General features: G+C 63.7%; 16 protein-coding genes. 5 read left to right on the top strand and 11 right to left on the bottom strand.

The window, feature by feature from the left end:
• Positions 1-239 precede the first annotated feature (239 nt).
• From AC1D1N_RS31270 to AC1D1N_RS31255, 4 genes are all read right to left on the bottom strand, one after another.
• Positions 240-854 (bottom strand): LysE family translocator, encoded by a 615-nt coding sequence (locus tag AC1D1N_RS31270; protein ID WP_352559662.1) that lies wholly within the window; start codon positions 852-854, stop codon positions 240-242.
• 125 nt (positions 855-979) lie between these two features.
• Positions 980-2,440 carry an amidase gene (locus AC1D1N_RS31265; protein ID WP_477353154.1) on the bottom strand — a complete coding sequence of 487 codons (1,461 nt, stop codon included), beginning with the start codon at positions 2,438-2,440 and terminating at the stop codon, positions 980-982.
• Positions 2,437-3,345: a ribokinase gene (locus AC1D1N_RS31260; RefSeq protein ID WP_477353152.1), complete on the bottom strand. Its 909-nt coding sequence runs from the start codon at positions 3,343-3,345 to the stop codon at positions 2,437-2,439. Before AC1D1N_RS31260 ends, AC1D1N_RS31265 begins: the two co-directional genes overlap by 4 nt.
• A gap of 149 nt (positions 3,346-3,494) precedes the next feature.
• The gene (locus AC1D1N_RS31255; RefSeq protein WP_192259147.1) at positions 3,495-4,400 is read right to left on the bottom strand and encodes a methylated-DNA--[protein]-cysteine S-methyltransferase; all 906 of its coding nucleotides are present in this window, start codon (positions 4,398-4,400) and stop codon (positions 3,495-3,497) included.
• A gap of 115 nt (positions 4,401-4,515) precedes the next feature.
• Between AC1D1N_RS31255 and AC1D1N_RS31250 the strand changes: the two genes are divergently transcribed.
• Entirely contained in the window at positions 4,516-5,331 is an 816-nt protein-coding gene (locus AC1D1N_RS31250; RefSeq protein WP_477353150.1) for a class I SAM-dependent methyltransferase, read from the top strand.
• A gap of 9 nt (positions 5,332-5,340) precedes the next feature.
• Here the strand turns inward: AC1D1N_RS31250 and AC1D1N_RS31245 are convergent, their stop codons facing one another.
• On the bottom strand, positions 5,341-5,835 hold the full coding sequence (locus AC1D1N_RS31245) for a DUF2244 domain-containing protein (RefSeq protein ID WP_112562662.1): 495 nt from the start codon (positions 5,833-5,835) through the stop codon (positions 5,341-5,343).
• A 22-nt stretch (positions 5,836-5,857) separates the two neighbouring features.
• On the opposite strand from AC1D1N_RS31245, the gene nth reads away from it, so the two are divergent.
• Entirely contained in the window at positions 5,858-6,664 is an 807-nt protein-coding gene (nth, locus tag AC1D1N_RS31240) for an endonuclease III (protein ID WP_436261376.1), read from the top strand.
• Here the strand turns inward: nth and AC1D1N_RS31235 are convergent.
• From AC1D1N_RS31235 to AC1D1N_RS31220, 4 genes are all read right to left on the bottom strand, one after another.
• Positions 6,661-8,169, bottom strand: a complete 1,509-nt coding sequence (locus tag AC1D1N_RS31235; protein WP_477353148.1) for a tripartite tricarboxylate transporter permease — start codon at positions 8,167-8,169, stop codon at positions 6,661-6,663. The two genes, nth and AC1D1N_RS31235, sit on opposite strands and share 4 nt — an antisense overlap.
• A gap of 9 nt (positions 8,170-8,178) precedes the next feature.
• Complete coding sequence (locus tag AC1D1N_RS31230; RefSeq protein WP_436261374.1) at positions 8,179-8,652, bottom strand: tripartite tricarboxylate transporter TctB family protein; 474 nt, start codon at positions 8,650-8,652, stop codon at positions 8,179-8,181.
• Between the two features lie 86 nt (positions 8,653-8,738).
• On the bottom strand, positions 8,739-9,716 hold the full coding sequence (locus AC1D1N_RS31225) for a tripartite tricarboxylate transporter substrate-binding protein (RefSeq protein ID WP_477353146.1): 978 nt from the start codon (positions 9,714-9,716) through the stop codon (positions 8,739-8,741).
• A gap of 179 nt (positions 9,717-9,895) precedes the next feature.
• On the bottom strand, positions 9,896-10,351 hold the full coding sequence (locus tag AC1D1N_RS31220; protein WP_436261372.1) for a DUF2214 family protein: 456 nt from the start codon (positions 10,349-10,351) through the stop codon (positions 9,896-9,898).
• Between the two features lie 246 nt (positions 10,352-10,597).
• Here AC1D1N_RS31220 and AC1D1N_RS31215 point away from each other — a divergent pair, with 246 nt between their 5' ends.
• Positions 10,598-11,137, top strand: a complete 540-nt coding sequence (locus AC1D1N_RS31215) for a GNAT family N-acetyltransferase (RefSeq protein WP_112562651.1) — start codon at positions 10,598-10,600, stop codon at positions 11,135-11,137.
• Positions 11,138-11,257: 120 nt separating this feature from the next.
• Positions 11,258-12,358 carry an OmpA family protein gene (locus AC1D1N_RS31210; protein ID WP_477353143.1) on the top strand — a complete coding sequence of 367 codons (1,101 nt, stop codon included), beginning with the start codon at positions 11,258-11,260 and terminating at the stop codon, positions 12,356-12,358.
• 25 nt (positions 12,359-12,383) lie between these two features.
• Here AC1D1N_RS31210 and AC1D1N_RS31205 read toward each other — a convergent pair whose 3' ends face one another.
• On the bottom strand, positions 12,384-14,870 hold the full coding sequence (locus AC1D1N_RS31205) for an EAL domain-containing protein (RefSeq protein WP_477353141.1): 2,487 nt from the start codon (positions 14,868-14,870) through the stop codon (positions 12,384-12,386).
• Between the two features lie 336 nt (positions 14,871-15,206).
• A complete protein-coding gene (locus tag AC1D1N_RS31200; RefSeq protein ID WP_477353139.1) occupies positions 15,207-15,959 on the bottom strand; it encodes an IclR family transcriptional regulator in 753 nt (250 codons plus the stop codon).
• A gap of 306 nt (positions 15,960-16,265) precedes the next feature.
• Here AC1D1N_RS31200 and AC1D1N_RS31195 point away from each other — a divergent pair, with 306 nt between their 5' ends.
• A complete protein-coding gene (locus AC1D1N_RS31195) occupies positions 16,266-17,243 on the top strand; it encodes a Bug family tripartite tricarboxylate transporter substrate binding protein (protein WP_477353137.1) in 978 nt (325 codons plus the stop codon).
• Positions 17,244-17,300 lie beyond the last annotated feature (57 nt).

Genomic DNA, 17,300 nt, shown 5'->3' with positions numbered 1-17,300 from the left:
GGCCAAGGCGGCAGGACAGGTCCTCATCGCGGCCATGGCCTTCAACATGCGCCGCTGGGTAACGCTGGCCACCTGAGCCTGGGTCGCACTGCGCCCGAAACCCACCGAATACGCCAACTCCTACCCTATCCGGCCGCAAACCCGCGCCGGAAAGCACCTCGATGCGCCCCTGCCGTCTCTCCAGGCATCCAAAGCCCGATAACGCAACAGGCCCACAAGGGGAGAAGGAAAAGGCGCCGTTACTTCGCCTTCGAAAAGGCCAACCACAGGCCGCCGCCGACCAAAAAACTGCCGCTGATCCTCGACATCAGTTTGATGCGGCTGGCCGAGAGCAGGCGGCCGGCGCGGCTGGCGGCGAGCGCGTAGGTCGAATCCGAGACGGCGGCGAAGATCATGGCGGTGAGGCCCATGACGACGATCTGCAGCGTGTAATTGCCCTGAGGGGCGATGAACTGCGGGAAGAAGGCGCCGAAGAAGACCAGCGTCTTGGGGTTGCTCAGCGCCACAGCCAAGCCCTGCAGGAAGAAGCCGCCGCGCGGCTTCCTGGCGGTGCCGTCGGCGTTCAGCGTGCCCTTGGCGCGGAACATCTGCACGCCCATCCAGATCAGGTAGGCGGCGCCGATCAGGCGCACCCATTCGAACCAGTGGCCCATGCCTGATATCAGCGTGTTGAGGCCGATGCCGACAATGGCGATCATCACGGCAAGCCCGGCCTGCGTGCCGGCGACATTGGCGAGCCCGGCGCGCGCGCCGTGGCGGATGCTGTTGGCGATGATCAGCGTCACGGTCGGGCCGGGCACCAGGATGATGACGATGCAGGCAAGGACATAGGCGGCGTAGAGTTCCAGCGACATTGGGATTCCTCGGGGATTTCCTCAGCAGAATGCGCCTCGCGCGGGCGCGGCAGGGCCTGATCAATGCACGCCGGCGACGCCGGTGCAAGCCGGCAGGAGAGGTCGCCGGCAGCCGCGGGTTGACATCAGGAGGCTCCGGCCTGCCACGGCAGCGTCGCCTCATAGGCCGCGCCGGCCCGCAGCACGGCGAGATCGCCGCGCGGCCGGCCGATCAGCTGCATGCCCATCGGCCTGCCCGCGGCGTCGAAGCCGACCGGCACGTTGAGCGCCGGACAGCCACCCAGTGTGGCGAAGGCCGAAACCTGCATCCAGCGGTGGTAGCTGTCCATCGCGCGTCCGGCGACCTCCTGCGGCCAGGGGATGCCGACTTCGAAAGGAAAGACCTGCGCCGTCGGCAGCGCGATGAGATCGAAGCGTTCGAACAGCGACAGCAGCGTGCGGTGCCAGGAGGTGCGGACAACCGACGCCGCGCGGACCTGCGGCGCCGTCAGCCGCATGGCGTTCTCTACCTCCCAAACGGCTTCCGGCTTCAGCAGGGCGCGCTTGTGCGGGTCGTCATAGTGGATTTTGAGCGCGGAGCCGCCGGTCGCCTGGCGCAGCGTCACGAAGGCCTGCCACAGCGCTTCGAAATCGACATCCGGCAGCAAGGGGTCGGTCACGAAGGATGCCTCGGCGAAGCGCCCGAGTGCGGATTCGCACAGATCGAGGATGCCGGCTTCGACCGGCAGATGGCCGCCGAGATCGCCGAGCCAGCCGATACGGCCGCCCTTTGCCGGTGTTGCCAACCCTTCGAGGAAGGAGCCAGGCTTGTCCCATGACAGTGGCGCCTGCGGGTGATAGCCCGCCTGCACATCGAGCAGCAGCGCCATGTCACGCACATTGCGGCCCATCGGCCCGTCAACGCCCATCTGGGCATGAAAGACCTCGACGTCCGGTCCGCCGGGGACAAGGCCCTGCGACGGGCGGAAGCCATAGACATTGTTCCAGGCGGCCGGATTGCGCAGCGAGCCGCCGAAATCGCTGCCGTCGGCGACAGGCACCATGTCCAGCGCAAGGGCGACCGCAGCGCCGCCGCTCGAGCCGCCGGCGGTGAGCGCCGGATCGAAAGCGTTCAACGTCGGGCCGAACACGTTGTTATAGGTGTTGGATCCCAGCCCGAATTCGGGAACGTTGGTCTTGCCGATGATGATGGCGCCGGCGTTGCGGATACGCTCCACGAAGAAATCGTCTTCCTGCGGCACGAAATCGGCGAAGATCGGCGAGCCGAAACTGGTCCTCAAACCGCTGGTCATGGCGAGGTCTTTTATCGCCATCGGCAGGCCGAACAGGGAGCCGGTCTGTCCGCCCTGCGCCAGATGGGCATCAGCCGCGTCGGCCTCGCGCAAAATGTCTGCGCGCTCGCGCAGCGACACGATGGCGTTGACCAGCGGGTTCACCGCCTCGATACGGTCGAGGAAGGCCGTGACTACGTCGCGTACGGACAGGCGACGAAGCCTGATCGCCTCGACAATGTCGATGGCGGAAAGGCGGCAAATATCGCCGGCCGGCGGCACGGCGTGCTTCGTGGCGGGGCGCATCACTGTCATCCGGCGGCGTTACGCAGGGCGGCATCGACGTCCGCCGCCAGCGGGATCGCCGGCTGGGCGCCGGGCTTCAGGCAGGCCAGGGAGCCGGCCGCGGCGGCGCGGATGAGAGCCTGTTCGAGCGGCAGGCCCGCCGCCAGCCCGGCGGCAAGGTAGCCGCAAAACGTGTCGCCGGCGCCGACCGTATCGACCGGGGTGATCTTCAGTGCCGGCACGGTCAGGAAATCGTCCGGGGTCGCGGCCAGCACGCCGTCGCCGCCGAGCGTGACGACAATGGTGCGGCCGGTCTTGCCGGCGAAGTCGCGCATGCGCGCCGCGCGGTCGCGGCCTTTCAGCGACAGCGCCTCGCCGTAAAGGTCGAATTCGATTTCGTTGGCAACGGCGTAATCGGCCTTGCCGAGAAAGGAAGCCGCGTCGCCGCGGAAGGGCGCGGTGTTGAGCACGGTGATCGCGCCGGCGGCGCGGGCGGCGTCAAGCGCTGCATCGACCGTCTGCAGCGGGATTTCGTGTTGCAGCAGGACGACGTCGCCTTTCCCAAGGAAAGCTTTGGCAAGATCGCCCGGCAGCACCGAATCATTGGCGCCCGGCACCACGGCGATCACGTTCTCGCCGTCGGCGCCGACCAGGATCAGCGCCGTGCCGGTGGAAGCGAAGCTCTGGCCGACGCCCGACAGATCGACCTTGCCCGCGACAAGCAGCGCCTGCGCCTCGGTGGCAAAGTTGTCCTTGCCGACGGCGCCGACCATGCGCACCTTGGCGCCGGCGCGCGCCGCGGCCAGCGCCTGGTTGGCGCCCTTGCCGCCGGGCGCGGTGGTGAAACCGGAGCCGCGGACCGTTTCACCCGGCGAAGGCAAGCGGTCGACATTGGCGATGAGGTCGAGGTTGATCGAGCCGACAACGATGATCAAGAAAAGGCCTCCTGCGGGAATGCGCGGGAAGCTAACCTGTAAGCCGGCGGCTTGCCAGAGCGTGCGGATGTTTTGCTCGACTTCCGAGGGCTCGCAAAAAGAAAAACACCGGCGAAGGGTTTTCGCCGGTGTTGTTTGATGCGGGTCCTTCAGGAAGCGGTCTGGCCCGCTTCCCAACCGAGGATGGCGCGTTTGCGCGTCAGACCCCAATGGTAGCCGGTCAGCGCGCCGGACTTGCCGATCGCCCGGTGGCACGGCACGACGAAGGACAGCGGGTTGGCGCCGACTGCCGCGCCGACCGCACGGCTCGCCTTCGGCGCGCCGATCCCGGCGGCGATCGAGGAGTAGGTGCAGGCCCTGCCCATCGGGATCCGGAGCAGCGCGTCCCAGACACGCAGCTGGAAGTCGGTGCCGATCATCACCACGCGCAGCGGCTGGTCGGCGCGCCACAGCGTCGGATCGAAGATGCGCGCGGCATAGGGTTGGGTGGCGCTCATGTCCTCGACATAGGTCGCGTTCGGCCAACGGCCCGACATGTCGGCGAAGGCCGCCCGCTCGCCGCCCGGATCGTTGAAGGCGAGCCCCGCAAGGCCGCGGTCGGTGACCATGATGAGCGCAATGCCGAAGGGCGAGATGTGGTAGCCGTAGCGGATAGTCAGCCCGGCGCCGCGCGTCTTGTAATCGCCCGGCGACATCGCCTCATGGGTGACGAAGAGATCATGCAGCCGGCCAGGGCCGGACATGCCAAGCTCGAACGATGTTTCCAAGAGCGGCATGCCGGAATCGAGCAGCTTGCGCGCATGGTCGAGGGTGACAGCCTGCAGGAAGGCTTTTGGCGACAGGCCAGCCCAGCGGGTGAACAGCTTTTGCAGGCCGGTCGGCGTCTCGCCGACATCGGCTGCCAAAGCTTCCAGCGAGGGCTGGTCGCGATAGTCGAGGCTGATCTTTTCGATGGCGCGGCGCACGACCTCGTAGTCGCTGCCTTCGGGAGTGATGTCGTGCTGCAGGATCGGCGTCGGTTTCATCTGCGTATTCATGGTCATCTGGGCGTTCATGGCAATATCTCCTTGACCGCGAATATCGGTCTTTGCACGCTCTGCAACCACCCGAAACTTGCCTTGTCGCCGACCGTTCCCAAATAGACACTGCATTGCCAAGCGGGAGATGCCGATGGCCGGCGAAAAGGTAAACCTGACCGGGGCAAGGGAGACCTTGTTGATGACGCTCTACGGCAAGGCGCTGGAGAGCCGGTTGCAGCATTCGCTGCTCAAAGACCGTTTCGCCGATGAGGCTGTGCGCGCCATCGACTATGATTTTTCTCGGCTCAAGGTCGACACCAATCTCGGCATCGGCCTGGCGATCCGCGCCAGGACGTTTGATGTTCGCGTTCAGGACTTCATCGCCAGGAATCCTGGGGCCATCGTGCTGCATCTCGGCAGCGGGCTCGATACGCGCATCTTCCGCGTCGATCCGCCCGATGGCGTGGAGTGGTTCGATGTCGATTTTCCTGACGTCATCGACCTCAGGCGCAAGCTCTACCCGTCCCGGGACAATTATCACCTCGTCGCGTCGTCGGTGACCGAACCGGACTGGCTGACGCAAGTGCCACGCAATCGCCCGGCCGTCGTGGTGATGGAGGGGCTGACGCCTTATCTCCCGGCCGAGGAAGGGCCACGCCTGTTGTCGCGTCTCGTCTCGCATCTTGCCGGCGGCGAGCTGATGTTCGACGCCTACGGCCGATTCGGCCTGAAGATGCTTCGCCTTAATCCGACCATCAGGGCGACCGGCGCCGAGGTCCACTGGGCGATCGACGACCCGCACGAACTGGAGCGCGCCGTTCCGAAGCTGCGCTTCGTCGATGACATCTCGGCCTACAGCGCCGAACGCACCACTCACATGGGCTGGTCCGCGAAACTGTTCATCGTGCTCTGGAGACACATTCCCGCACTGCGCAAGGTCGGCAGAATCCTACGCTTCCGTTTCTGAGGCGCCGCTTCAGCGCGTCTTAGCGGTCGCAAGAGCGCGCGAGAACGCGGTCGCAAAACTTTCGCGGGAGTCTGGATCCAGGAATGAGCCGATCGGCACATTCTGCCCCTGTGCTTCCACCGTCATCCTGGTGATACCGATCTCGGCGTGGCGGGCGACGGAAAAGCGCGCCCAGAACGGGTTGAAGCGATGCGCCTCCGATTTGCCCGAGGGCGCGGTCTTGCGGATGTCGAGGCTGGTGCGTGACACCGAGACCTCCTCGCGGGCGCGGGCGGCGCGGTAATTGGCGCGGAAGGCGATGTAGACGGCGATCACGTCGAGCCCGAAGAAGCCGAACACCGGCCAGGCGCCGCGCGACAGGAAAAACGCCCCGGTCACCACCCAACCGAACAGCAGCGCGCCCATCAGGATCAGGAAGCCCGTCCTTCCCAGCGACCGGTGTGGGGTCAACAATGCGTGAAAGAAGGGCTCGTCAGCCTGAAACGAGGCGTTTGTGTCGCTCATGGCGGGATATTATAGGGGGGAAATGGCTAGCCCCAAGTCCAAAGATTCTTCCATGCCCAAAAGTGAACTGCCGCCAGGCCGGCGCGACGGCTCGAACGCGAAGCCGCGGCCACGGCCGGCAAGGGTTCGTTCGCTCTACAGCGCCGCCGAAGTGCATGAGATCTTCCGACGGTTTTCGGTGCAGCGGCCGGAGCCGAAGGGTGAACTCGAGCACGTCAACGCCTTCACGCTGCTGGTGGCGGTGGTGCTGTCGGCGCAGGCGACCGATGCCGGCGTCAACAAGGCGACGCGGGCGCTGTTCAAGGTCGCCGACACGCCTGAAAAGATGCTGGCGCTGGGCGAGGCCAGGGTCGGCGAGTACGTCAAAACCATCGGGCTCTGGCGCAACAAGGCCAAGAACGTGATTGCGCTGTCGGAGGCGCTGATCCGCGACTATGGCGGCGAGGTGCCCGGCGACAGGGATGAACTGGTCAAGCTGCCGGGGGTCGGGCGCAAGACCGCCAATGTCGTGCTCAACATGGCGTTCGGCCAGCACACGATGGCGGTCGACACGCACATTTTTCGCATCGGCAACCGGCTGGGACTGGCGCCGGGCAAGACGCCGGAACAGGTCGAGCAGGGACTGCTGCGGATCATTCCGGACGAATATATGCGCCATGCGCATCACTGGCTGATCCTGCATGGCCGCTATGTCTGCAAGGCGCGCAAGCCGGATTGCCCGGCCTGCGTCATCGCCGATATCTGCAAGGCGGCGGAGAAGACCACCGATGTGCCGGCGCCGCTGGTGGAGATCGCGGCGCTCGGCCTCTCCGACGTTCCGGATAACTAGTTCTCCTCCACGAACACCTCTTCGCGCTTCTTCTTGACCGACGGCAGGAAGACGACGATGAGCACGGCGAGTGCGACGAGCAGCAGGCCGGCGCTGATCGGCCGGGTCACGAAGGTCGAGGGGTCGCCGCGCGACAGGATCATGGCGCGGCGCAGGTTTTCCTCCAGCAACGGGCCGAGCACGAAGCCGAGCAGCAGCGGTGCGGGCTCGCAACGCAGCTTGGTCAGGACGTAGCCGAGCAGGCCGAAGAAGGCGACGGCATTCAGATCGAAGGCGTTGGTGTTGACGCTGTAAACGCCGATCGAGCAGAACGCCATGATGATCGGGAACAGCACGTAGTAAGGGATCGTCAGCAGCTTCACCCAAAGCCCGATCAGCGGCAGGTTCAGCACGATCAGCATCAGATTGCCGATCCACATCGAGGCGATGATGCCCCAGAACAGTGCCCGCTGCTCGGTCGCGACATTGGGGCCAGGCACGATGCCCTGGATGATCATGGCGCCGATCATCAGTGCCATGACCGGGTTGGCCGGAATGCCCAGCGTCAGCATCGGAATGAAGGAGGTCTGGGCGCCGGCATTGTTGGCTGATTCCGGCCCGGCGACGCCGGCGATCGCGCCCTTGCCGAATTCCTCCGGGTGTTTCGACACGCGCTTTTCGACCGTGTAGGAGGCAAAAGCCGCAAGCACCGCGCCGCCGCCGGGCAGGATGCCGAGCGCCGAACCGATGATGGTTCCGCGCACGATGGGTGCTGCCATGGCCTTGAAGTCGTCGCGGGTCGGCATCAGGCCGGAGACCTTTTTGATCAACACCGTGCGCTCGTGCTCGTTTTCGAGGTTGCGCAGGATCTCGGCAACGCCGAACACGCCCACCGCCACCGCGACGAAGTTCAGCCCGTCGGCATATTCGCGGATGCCCAGCGTGAAGCGCGGCGTACCGGTGTAGATGTCGGTGCCGACAATGCCGAGCAGCAGGCCGAGCACGACCATCGCCATTGCCTTGACGATCGAGCCATGGGCGAGCGCGATGGACGAGACGAGGCCGACGATCATCAGCGAAAAATACTCCGCCGCGCCGAATTGCAGCGCTATCGCCGTCAGCGGCGGGGCAAAGACAGCAACCAGGAAGGTCGACACCGTACCGGCGAAGAACGAACCGATCGCAGCGATGGCGAGCGCTGCCCCGGCGCGGCCGTTGCGGGCCATCTGGTAGCCGTCGATGGCGGTGACGGCCGAGGAGGATTCGCCGGGCATGTTGATGAGGATGGCTGTGGTCGAGCCGCCATACTGGGCACCGTAGTAAATGCCGGCGAGCATGATCAGCGAGGAAACCGGGTCGCCGATCTGGAAGGTGATCGGCAACAGCATGGCGATGGTTGCGGTGGCGCCGATGCCGGGCAGGACGCCGATCAGCGTGCCGAGCAGAACGCCGATCAGGCAGAAGCCAAGATTGGCCGGCGTAGTCGCTGTCGAAAAGCCGAGTGCGAGGTTGTTGAGCAGGTCCATCTCATCACCTCACAATGCTAGCCATTGGGGCAGCCATGGGCCGAAGCGCTGGAACGGCAGCCCGAGCGCGTAGCTGAAGACCAGGACCGAGAACAGTGTCAGGCCGGCTGACAGCACAAGCGCGGTCAGCGGCTTCATGCGGCCGCTGGCAAAGGAGGCGATCAGCGCCGTCAGGAAGATCGACGGGATGAAGCCGAGGCCGCGCACCGTCAGGCCAAAGAAGATCGGCGCCGGCAGGATGAACAGCATGCCGCGCCAGGCAATGGGGCCGATCGGTTCACCTTTGACGCGCACCGCCTGGACGAGGATGATGGCGCCGAGCACGATCAGCACGATCGCCAGCACCAGCGGGAAATAGCCCGGTCCCATGCGGAAGGCGGTGCCGATCTCAAGTCCGAGCGATTGTATCGCGAAAAAGGCGCCGAAAAAGATGAACAGCGCGGCGCACAGGCCGTTTGTCCTGTCGATTGCGAAAGGTTTCATGACGGTCCTCCCAGGCCCCGGGCCTGCCGTTGCAAATGTGAAAACGAATGAAAGCGGGGCGCGCCGGAAGCGCCCCGTTCAAGTCCTCAGTCGGCGTACTGGCCGGCGGCTTCGATGATCGGCTTCCAGCGCGTGATCTCGCCTTCCAGCTTGGCCTTCAGCGCCGCCGGCGTCGCATCGGCTTCGGATGACGGCTTGGTGCCGAGTTCGGCGAAGCGGGCGATGACGTTGGGGTCCTTCAGCGCCACCTGGAGCGACTTCGACAGCCGGTCGGTGACCGCGGCCGGCGTGCCTTTCGGCGCATAGAGGCCGTGCCAGATGCCGACCTGCACAGCGGGAAGGCCACCTTCGATCGTCGTCGGGACGTCCTTCATGACATCGAGGCGTTCCGGCGTGGTGACGGCATAGGCCTTGATCGAACCGCCCTGGATCTGCTTGGTGGTGTTGGTGGTCTGGTCGCACATGATGTCGACCTGGCCCCCGAGAAGGTCGGTCATGGCCGGGCCGGTGCCCTTGTAGGGCACGGTGACCAGCGGCGTGCCGATGGCGCTCATGAACAGCATTCCGCACAGATGCGAGGCCGCCCCGATGCCGGCATTGGCGACGGTGATGGTGTCCTTGTTGGCCTTGGCGTATTCGACCAGCCCTTTGAGATCGGTCGGCTCCAAATCCTTGCGGGCGACGATGGCCATCGGCACCTCGGTGACGAGGCCGACATATTCGAAGGCGTTCAGCGTGTCGTAGGCGAGCTTCCTGTAGAGTGTGGCGCTTGTCGCCATGCCGATGTGATGGAGGAGCAGCGTGTAGCCGTCCGGGTCGGCGTTGGCGACGCGGCCGGCGCCCAGCGTGCCGCCGGCGCCGCCGACATTCTCGACGATGATCTGCTGGCCGAGGTCCTTCGACATGGCTTCGGCGACAAGGCGCGTTACCGTGTCGGTCGGACCGCCGGCCGCAAACGGCACCACGACGCTGATGGTGCGCTCGGGATAGGTCTGTGCGCCGGCGGTGAACGAATAAAGCGTGACGGCCGCGGCGGCGGCCAGGCAGGCAACAAATTTCCTCATCGTAATTCTCCTCCCAGGATATCAATTTCCAACCGTTGCCCGGAACCCGCCAGCGATGTGCAACATTGGCAGGCTAACAGATTGTCGCCTGACGCAAACTGCAAAATACAGTCGTCCGCAAGCATGGCGATCGGTGGGGAGTATGCCCGGCGGCGATGCGGTTTCGTGTTGGCGTTGCTTCAATAACCGTAGCCGCGCGCCATGGCCGCCGCGAAGATCGGGATCAGCAGGAAGATGAAGGCTTCGGCGCGCACATAGGTCTTCACCGAGGCGAGCTCCGCCGCCGGCACCTGAAAGCCGGGACTGCCGCTGGCCTGCCGGTTCCAGGAGATGAAGCGGATGGTCGGGATGATCGACAGCATGCCGACAATGGCGAACGCCGCGATCTTGGCCCAGAACACCCAGTTGTAGACGTAGAACTCCCAGCCCTTCAGGCCATAGATGACGCGGCCGATGCCGATGATGATGATCAGACTGGCGATGATGCCATAGTGGCGGTCGATGCCGGCAAGCCGCTTGAGCGTGACGGCGGAGAGATCGCTGCGGATCAGGACGAATTCGGCGCCGATGATGCCGGCCAGCGAGAACACCAGCAGATGATGGAAAATGGCAAGCACAAGATCGGTGGTGTCCATGGCGCGCTCCTCCCGTTGGCGGTGTCGAGTCCGGCCCTCACCGGACCGGTCGCGGAAGGTAGCATCGTTCGGCAGAATTCCCAGAGGCAGGCTGCTTCCTGTCCAGTCATCAGTGTCATTGACGCCACATCCTGACCCTAGCTTGATTGATCGAGATGGTTTCGCTGGCCGTACGATGATGCGCCTTGGCCCTTGTTGGCGAGCGTTGGTCTGTTAAGCGACGACCGTCAACGGAGGCAGAGTTTCATGGGCAATCCAAAAGTAGCCGGCGTCCCGGTTCTCGAGACGGAGCGGACCATCCTGCGGGCGCACCGGATCGATGATTTCGACGACTATGCCGTCATGTGGGCCAATCCCGTCACCACCCGCTTCATCAGCGGCAAGCCGCGGACGCGCGAGGAAAGCTGGATGCGGTTTCTGCGGCACGCCGGCCTGTGGTCGCTGCTCGGTTACGGTTTCTGGGCGGTCGAGGACAAGGCCAGCGGCCGCTTCATCGGCGAGGCCGGGTTTCACGATCTGAAGCGCGATATCGAGCCGTCGCTCGAAGGCATCCCCGAAGCTGGCTGGGCGCTGGCGCCGCAGGCGCATGGCAAGGGTTTTGCCAGCGAAGTCGTCAGGCGGGCGCTGGCCTGGGGCGACGAAACCTTTGCCGGCGCCAGAACCGTCTGCATCATCGATCCGGAAAACACCGGCTCGCTGAACGTCGCGGCAAAATGCGGCTACACCAAAGTGCTGGAAACCACCTATCACGATGGGCCGACCATCCTGCTTGAGCGGCTGGTGTGAAGCACTTCATCGACGCAATTGCCTCGTTCTGGAAAAATTGCCATCCTGATCTAGCGACGCAATTCCTGTGGGAAAACCGCTCACACTTTTCCCGGAATTGCTCTTGGGGGAGGCAGGCCAATGCGTGCGATCAATGCGATACTTCTGAAGCTTTTCTGGGCGGGGTTGCTGCTGCTGGCGGCCGTGCGGCTGGCGGGCGCCGATGCGACGGTGCCGACCGCCGACATCGAAGGCGCGGCCGACAATCATCTGGCCAAGCGTTATGAGGGGTCGTTCATCGTCTCCTACGAAAAATTCGCCTATACCGATTTCACCGTGCCGCTGTCGCGGCTGAAGCCGAGTGCCGATGCGGACGCGCGCGATACGATGAACAATCGTATCTATGCACCGGACAAGAAGGCCGAGGTCGAGGGTGCGCTGACCCGCATCGCCTATGTGCTGCCAGCCGAGCGCTCGCCGCTCGAAGTGCTGCGCAACTATCAGGATGTGATCGAGGCCGCCGGCGGCGAAGTCCTGTTCGAATGCAAGAAGGAAGAGTGCGGCGGCGCTGCCGACCGGTCGTCGAGCGGCGGTGGCGGCGACACGAGCCTGATGATGTATTTCTTCCATGAAAGCGACATCAAGGACGCGGCGTTTTCCAATGGCGCCTGTGCAGTAACCACGGGCATCAACGACCAGCGCTTCTTCTCAGCCAAGGTGCCGCAGGATGGCGGCGACGCCTATGTCACTGTGCAGGCCTACTCGCTGATCGATGACCTCTACTGCAAGGAACTCAACGGCCGCACCATCGCCGTCGTCCAGGTGCTGGAGCCGAAGGCGCGCGACAAGAAGATGGTGGTCGTCGAGGCCGCCAAGATGGCGGATTCGCTCTCCACCACCGGCTCGATCTCGCTCTACGGCATCTTCTTCGACACCGACAAGTCTGTCATCAAGCCGGAATCGGAGCCGACGCTGAAGGAGATCTCGACGCTTTTGACCAACGAACCCGGCATGGCGGTGATCGTCGTCGGCCACACCGACAATCAGGGCGCTTTCGACTACAATATCGACCTGTCGTCGCGGCGGGCGCAGTCGGTGAAGGCGGCGCTTGTCTCTAAATACGGCATTGACGGCGGGCGGCTGACTGCCGCCGGCGCCGGCATGATGGCGCCCGTCGCCAGCAATGACGACGAAACCGGCCGCGCCAAGAACCGGCGCGTGGTGCTGGTCAAGGCGAACTGACGAAGTCCGGCGACGGCTTTTCTTGTCATCCGGCCTTGCGCAATTTTCGCGCAAGGGCGTTCCATCGATCTTTGTCCCTCCCCTTTGCCGGCTCCGCTGGATTCAGCAGCGTCATGGAGGCCTTGAAAGGTTGCGGCCTGGCTATCGCATAGCCTTGCGCATAGTCGACGCCGATGGTCTTCAGTGCCGCGATGATGCCGTCGCTTTCGACGAATTCGGCAATGGTGCGCTTGCCCATCACCTTGCCGATATGATGGATCATCTCGACCATGGCACGGTCGATCCGATCCTCCAGCATGTCCTTGACGAAGCTGCCGTCGATTTTCAGATAGTCGACGGGCAGGTGTTTCAGGTAGGCGAACGACGACATGCCGGAGCCGAAATCGTCGAGGGCGAAGCGGCAACCCAAGCCGCGCAGATCGGCAATGAAGCGCATGGCATTGGCGAGATCGGCGATGGCGCTGGTCTCCGTGATCTCCAGACAAATCATTTTCGGCGGAATGCCATAGGCAAGAAACTGCTCGCGCAGGAAGCCGAGGAAGGTCTCGTCGCCGAAGCTGGCGCCGGAAAGATTGATGGCACAAGTGGTGATGGGGGAGGCCGTTGGATCGGCGAGGCGCGCCGCCAGGACGCCGAAGGTGTTGCGCACGACCCAACGGTCGATCGACGGCATCAACCCATAGCGCTCGGCCGCCGGAATGAAGCTGGCGGGCGAGACGACGAGACCGTCCTCGTCGGTCAGCCGCAGCAGGATCTCGATATGCGCGCCGGCTTCCGCGGCCGCCTCGTTCAGCGGCCAGATCTCCTGGGCATGAAGCGCAAAGCGGTTTTCTTCCAGCGCGGCATGCAGGCGCTGAACCCAGGCCATCTCGCCGAAGCGTTCGCGCAGGGCGACATCGCTGTCGCTGTGCAGTTGAACCCGGTTGCGGCCTTTTTCCTTGGCCATGTAACAGGCGACATCCGCAGCCCGCAGGGTCTCTTCAAGCGTGATTTCGGCATTGGTGATCTGAACCATGCCGATACTGACGCTGCTGTTGAAAGGCCTGGCCTCCCAGGTGAAATGCAGGTCCTGCACCGTTGCACGCAGGCGTTCGGCGATGTCGACAGCGAGATCCAGGCTGCAATCGAACAGCAGAACGCCGAACTCGTCGCCACCCAGCCGCGCCAGCATGTCGCCCGGTCGCAGCGCATTGCCGAGGAGAATGGAAATCTGCCGCAGCAACTGATCGCCGGCCGCATGACCACACGTATCGTTGACAAGCTTGAACTGATCGAGATCCAGGTACATCAGCGCGTGCTGACGGGGCTTGTGACGCAATTCGGCGATTTCCGACTCCAGCCGGCTTTCGAAGTCGTGGCGGTTGGCAAGTCCGGTCAGCGCGTCATGCGAGGCCTGCCAGGAGAGCCGCTCGATGTAGTCCTGTTCGCGCGTCATGTCGTGGAAGGCCAGCACTGCGCCAACCACATGGCCGGAAATGAGCAGTGGCGCGCCGGTCAGCGCCACGGGAATGACCGAGCCGTCCGCGCGCTGCAGCAGTTGCGGGCGGACGTTGGGGCGACGTGGCTCGCCAGCCAGCAGGCGTTCCGCCAACCCGAGTTCCTCTACACCGCTGTCCTTGTCCAGCAAGCGGAACAGCGAGGCGATCGGCTTGCCCCTGGCCATGTGGAGCGAGTGTGCCAGCAGCCGCTCGGCGACGGGGTTCATGTAGTCCACCAGTCCGTCCGCTTGCGTGCTGATGACAGCCTGGCCGATCGAGGCGAGGGTGATCTGGGCGCGCTCGCGTTCTGCGTTGAGGGCGGATTGGAAAGCTCGGCGCTGCGCCAGCAGTTTGCGGGTGCGCCACACGGCGAGCAAGATGAGCAAGGCGGCGGTAGCCAGGTTGGCGAGCGTCAGCACCATCTTGATGAAACGGGATCCCTCGCCGAGGCTGTCGGAGAAGGCCTTGGAAAGGGGACCGATCAGATGGTTAAGTTGATGGATTTGGGTTTTCCAGGTACTGATTTGCGCAGCCGAAACCGCCCCTTCCAAAAATCCTTGGTGGATCGTGGTACCGAGCCGATCGATTTCTAGAATCATGCTGTCAGCGGCCGTCCAATGCTGGATGGCAATGTCGAGATAGCTCACCTCGCGGAAGTTCTGGAACAGCCAGATCAATCCCGTCAGATCGTCGGGGTGGTTGCCGCCTTGCAGGAAGCCCGCGCGGGCGGAGCTGATGTCGGGTTCGGGCTGCTCGAGGGCAAGTCGAGCCGAACGATCGGCGAGCGGAACAGCGATGGCTCCGCGATACTCGTTGAAGAATTCTTCCTTGCCGGTTTCGGCATAGAGACTGAGAAAATAGATGGCCTGCTTCTGTCCCTTGGACCAGTGGCTCTCGCCGCCGACATAGGCGCGTACCGCCGAGAGCGTGTAAAGGCTGCCGCTGGCAACCAGGGCCTGGACAAGAACCACGAGGATGAATGGCCAGACCAGCCCGAGAAGACGGGGGCTGGTGTCTGTTGGTGACAGCCTCATCAAGCTTCCATGGGTATAGCCACGGCTCCTTGCGAATTGCCTGCCGACCAGATGCTGGCCAAGCGACGCCCCCTCCCAATGTCGCCTATATCCGGCGACGATTGACTGACTAGCCTACCGGCATTAACAGCAAATAAATTCTTCGGATACTTGCTTTCGGATTGGTTCGATTTCTGTAGAATTTGCTTGCGCGGAGTCAGGTGCACAATCTTTCGCAAAAATTGGGTTGTATTCGAGTAAATTACAAGAATACATTCGGTATCGGGAGCTTGCAAGAGCGGGTGGAAACACCACGCAAACCGCACATGCTTGATCGCGTTGCGGAGCTTGGCCGCACTAGGTGAGGTTGCCTGCCTTCACGCCTGCATGTTCGAGGGCTGATGCATCCTCGCCGAAAGCGCGGGTGGCGCGGGCGGCTGCTTCCAGCAAAGCCGGCGTCATGCGGCGCAGAAAGGCCGTATCGACACGCGTCGATGGACCGGCGAGTGTCAAGGCGCCGAGCAGAACGTGCCCAGGTCCGAACACCGGCGCCGACACGCCCGCCGTCTCCGGGTCGCGGTCGCCGATCGACAGGTAGTAGCAGGTTTGGCGGATGGTGTCGTATGGCTCGCCCTGCTGGCCTGAAAACGCCGCCAGCACGCGGCCGCCCGAGCCGGAAAGCAATGGAAGCAGGTCGCCTTCTCGGATCGTATAGCGGATCGGATGCTTGGATTCGACGCGGTAGAGGCAGGTGCGGGCGTCGCCCGAGCGGACATAGAACGCCACGCTTTCCCAGCTGCGCTCGGCGAGATCGCGCATGATCGGCAACAGTATGTCGACCGCCACCACCGAGCGCTGGTAGAGCGCGCCGAGCCGGAAGGTGGCTGGCCCGATGCGGTAGCGGCCATCGTCGAGCCGCTCCAGCAACTGCCCGCGCAGCAACGAGTTCGCCAGCCGCAATATGGTGCTCTTGTAGAGCCCGGTCCGCGCCGCGATTTCGGCCAGGCTGAGCGAGCGGTCGGCGGTGGCGAAAGCGTCGAGAATGGCGATCGCGCGATCGAGCGCGGCAACGCCATCTGCCTGTAACGGCTGGGGTCGCGCCTCGGTCATCTCACGGACAGTTTCATGCCAGTTTACTCGCTCGGACTAGAGCGTTTCGCCGTTTCACGGAAACGGCGAGCCACTCTATCTCTTTGTTTTTGCCCAATTCCTGTGGGAAAACCGATCACACTTTTCCTGGAATTGCTCTAGGCCGACCGAAGCGACTGTACCTCACATCTTTTGTTCTGCCTAGTAGAACGCCGTTCCTGTTGACAGAACGTATCGAAATCGGCATGAATTTTTGCCGAGCGGGTCTGTTTTCAGGCTACGTTTCTGGCAGGCACCGGAGGAGGTGTCGTGATTTGGAGGAATCCCATGCTGAACAGACGCAGATTTTTGATGAGCACCGCGGCAGCAGGCGCTGCCGGTTTCGTCGCAACGCATTTGACGCCCGCCTTCGCTCAGGATGCACCGCAGATCCAGATTTTCGTGCCGGCCGCTCCCGGTGGCGGCTGGGACCAGACAGGGCGCACCATCGACCAGGTGCTGCGCAGTGAAAAACTGATCTCCGGCTCGCAGATCACCAATGTCGGTGGCGCCGGCGGTACGGTCGGCCTGCCGCAATTCATCAGCCAGTGGAAGGGCAAGGGCAATTCGCTGATGGTGGCCGGCATGGTCATGGTCGGCGCCATCATCGCCAACAAATCGGCCAACAACCTGTCCGAAGTGACGCCGATCGCCCGCCTCACCGGCGAGTTCGAGGCGCTGGTGGTTCCGGCGGATTCGCCGTTCAAGACGGCCGGCGATTTCGTTGCCGCGCTTAAAGCCGATCCGACCAAGGTTCCGGTGGCTGGCGGCTCGGCCGGCGGCTCCGACCACATATTGTTCGGCCTGATCGCCAAGACGGTCGGTGTTCCGGCAACCAACCTCTCCTACGTGCCGTTCGCCGGCGGCGGCGAGGCGCTGTCGGCATTGCTCGGCAACCAGGTTGCTGCCGGCATTTCCGGCTTCGGCGAGTTCTCCGAGCAGATCAAGGCAGGTGCGCTTCGGTTGTTGGCGATCTCCGCCGACAAGCGCCAGGAAGGCATCGACGCACCGACGATGAAGGAAGCCGGCATCGATGTCGAATTGTTCAACTGGCGCGGCGTCTTTGCACCGCCCGGCGTGTCCGATGCCGACAAGGCGGCGATGGTCACGATGATTGAAACCATGGCCAAGAGCGACGCCTGGGCGACCGAGTGCAAGAACCGCAACTGGACGCCCATCCTTCTGACCGGCGACGACTACGCCAAATTCCTCGCCGACGACACCGCCCGCATCACCGCGATCCTCAAGGATCTCGGCCTCGCCTAACACTTATAGAGCGGTTCACCGTTTCACGGAAACGGTGAACCGCTCTAACTTTTGTTT

The organism is Mesorhizobium sp. P2_B5 (assembly GCF_056404775.1).
Note: the sequence above shows the minus strand (reverse complement) of the source record. Positions and strands in the feature narration are given on the sequence as shown.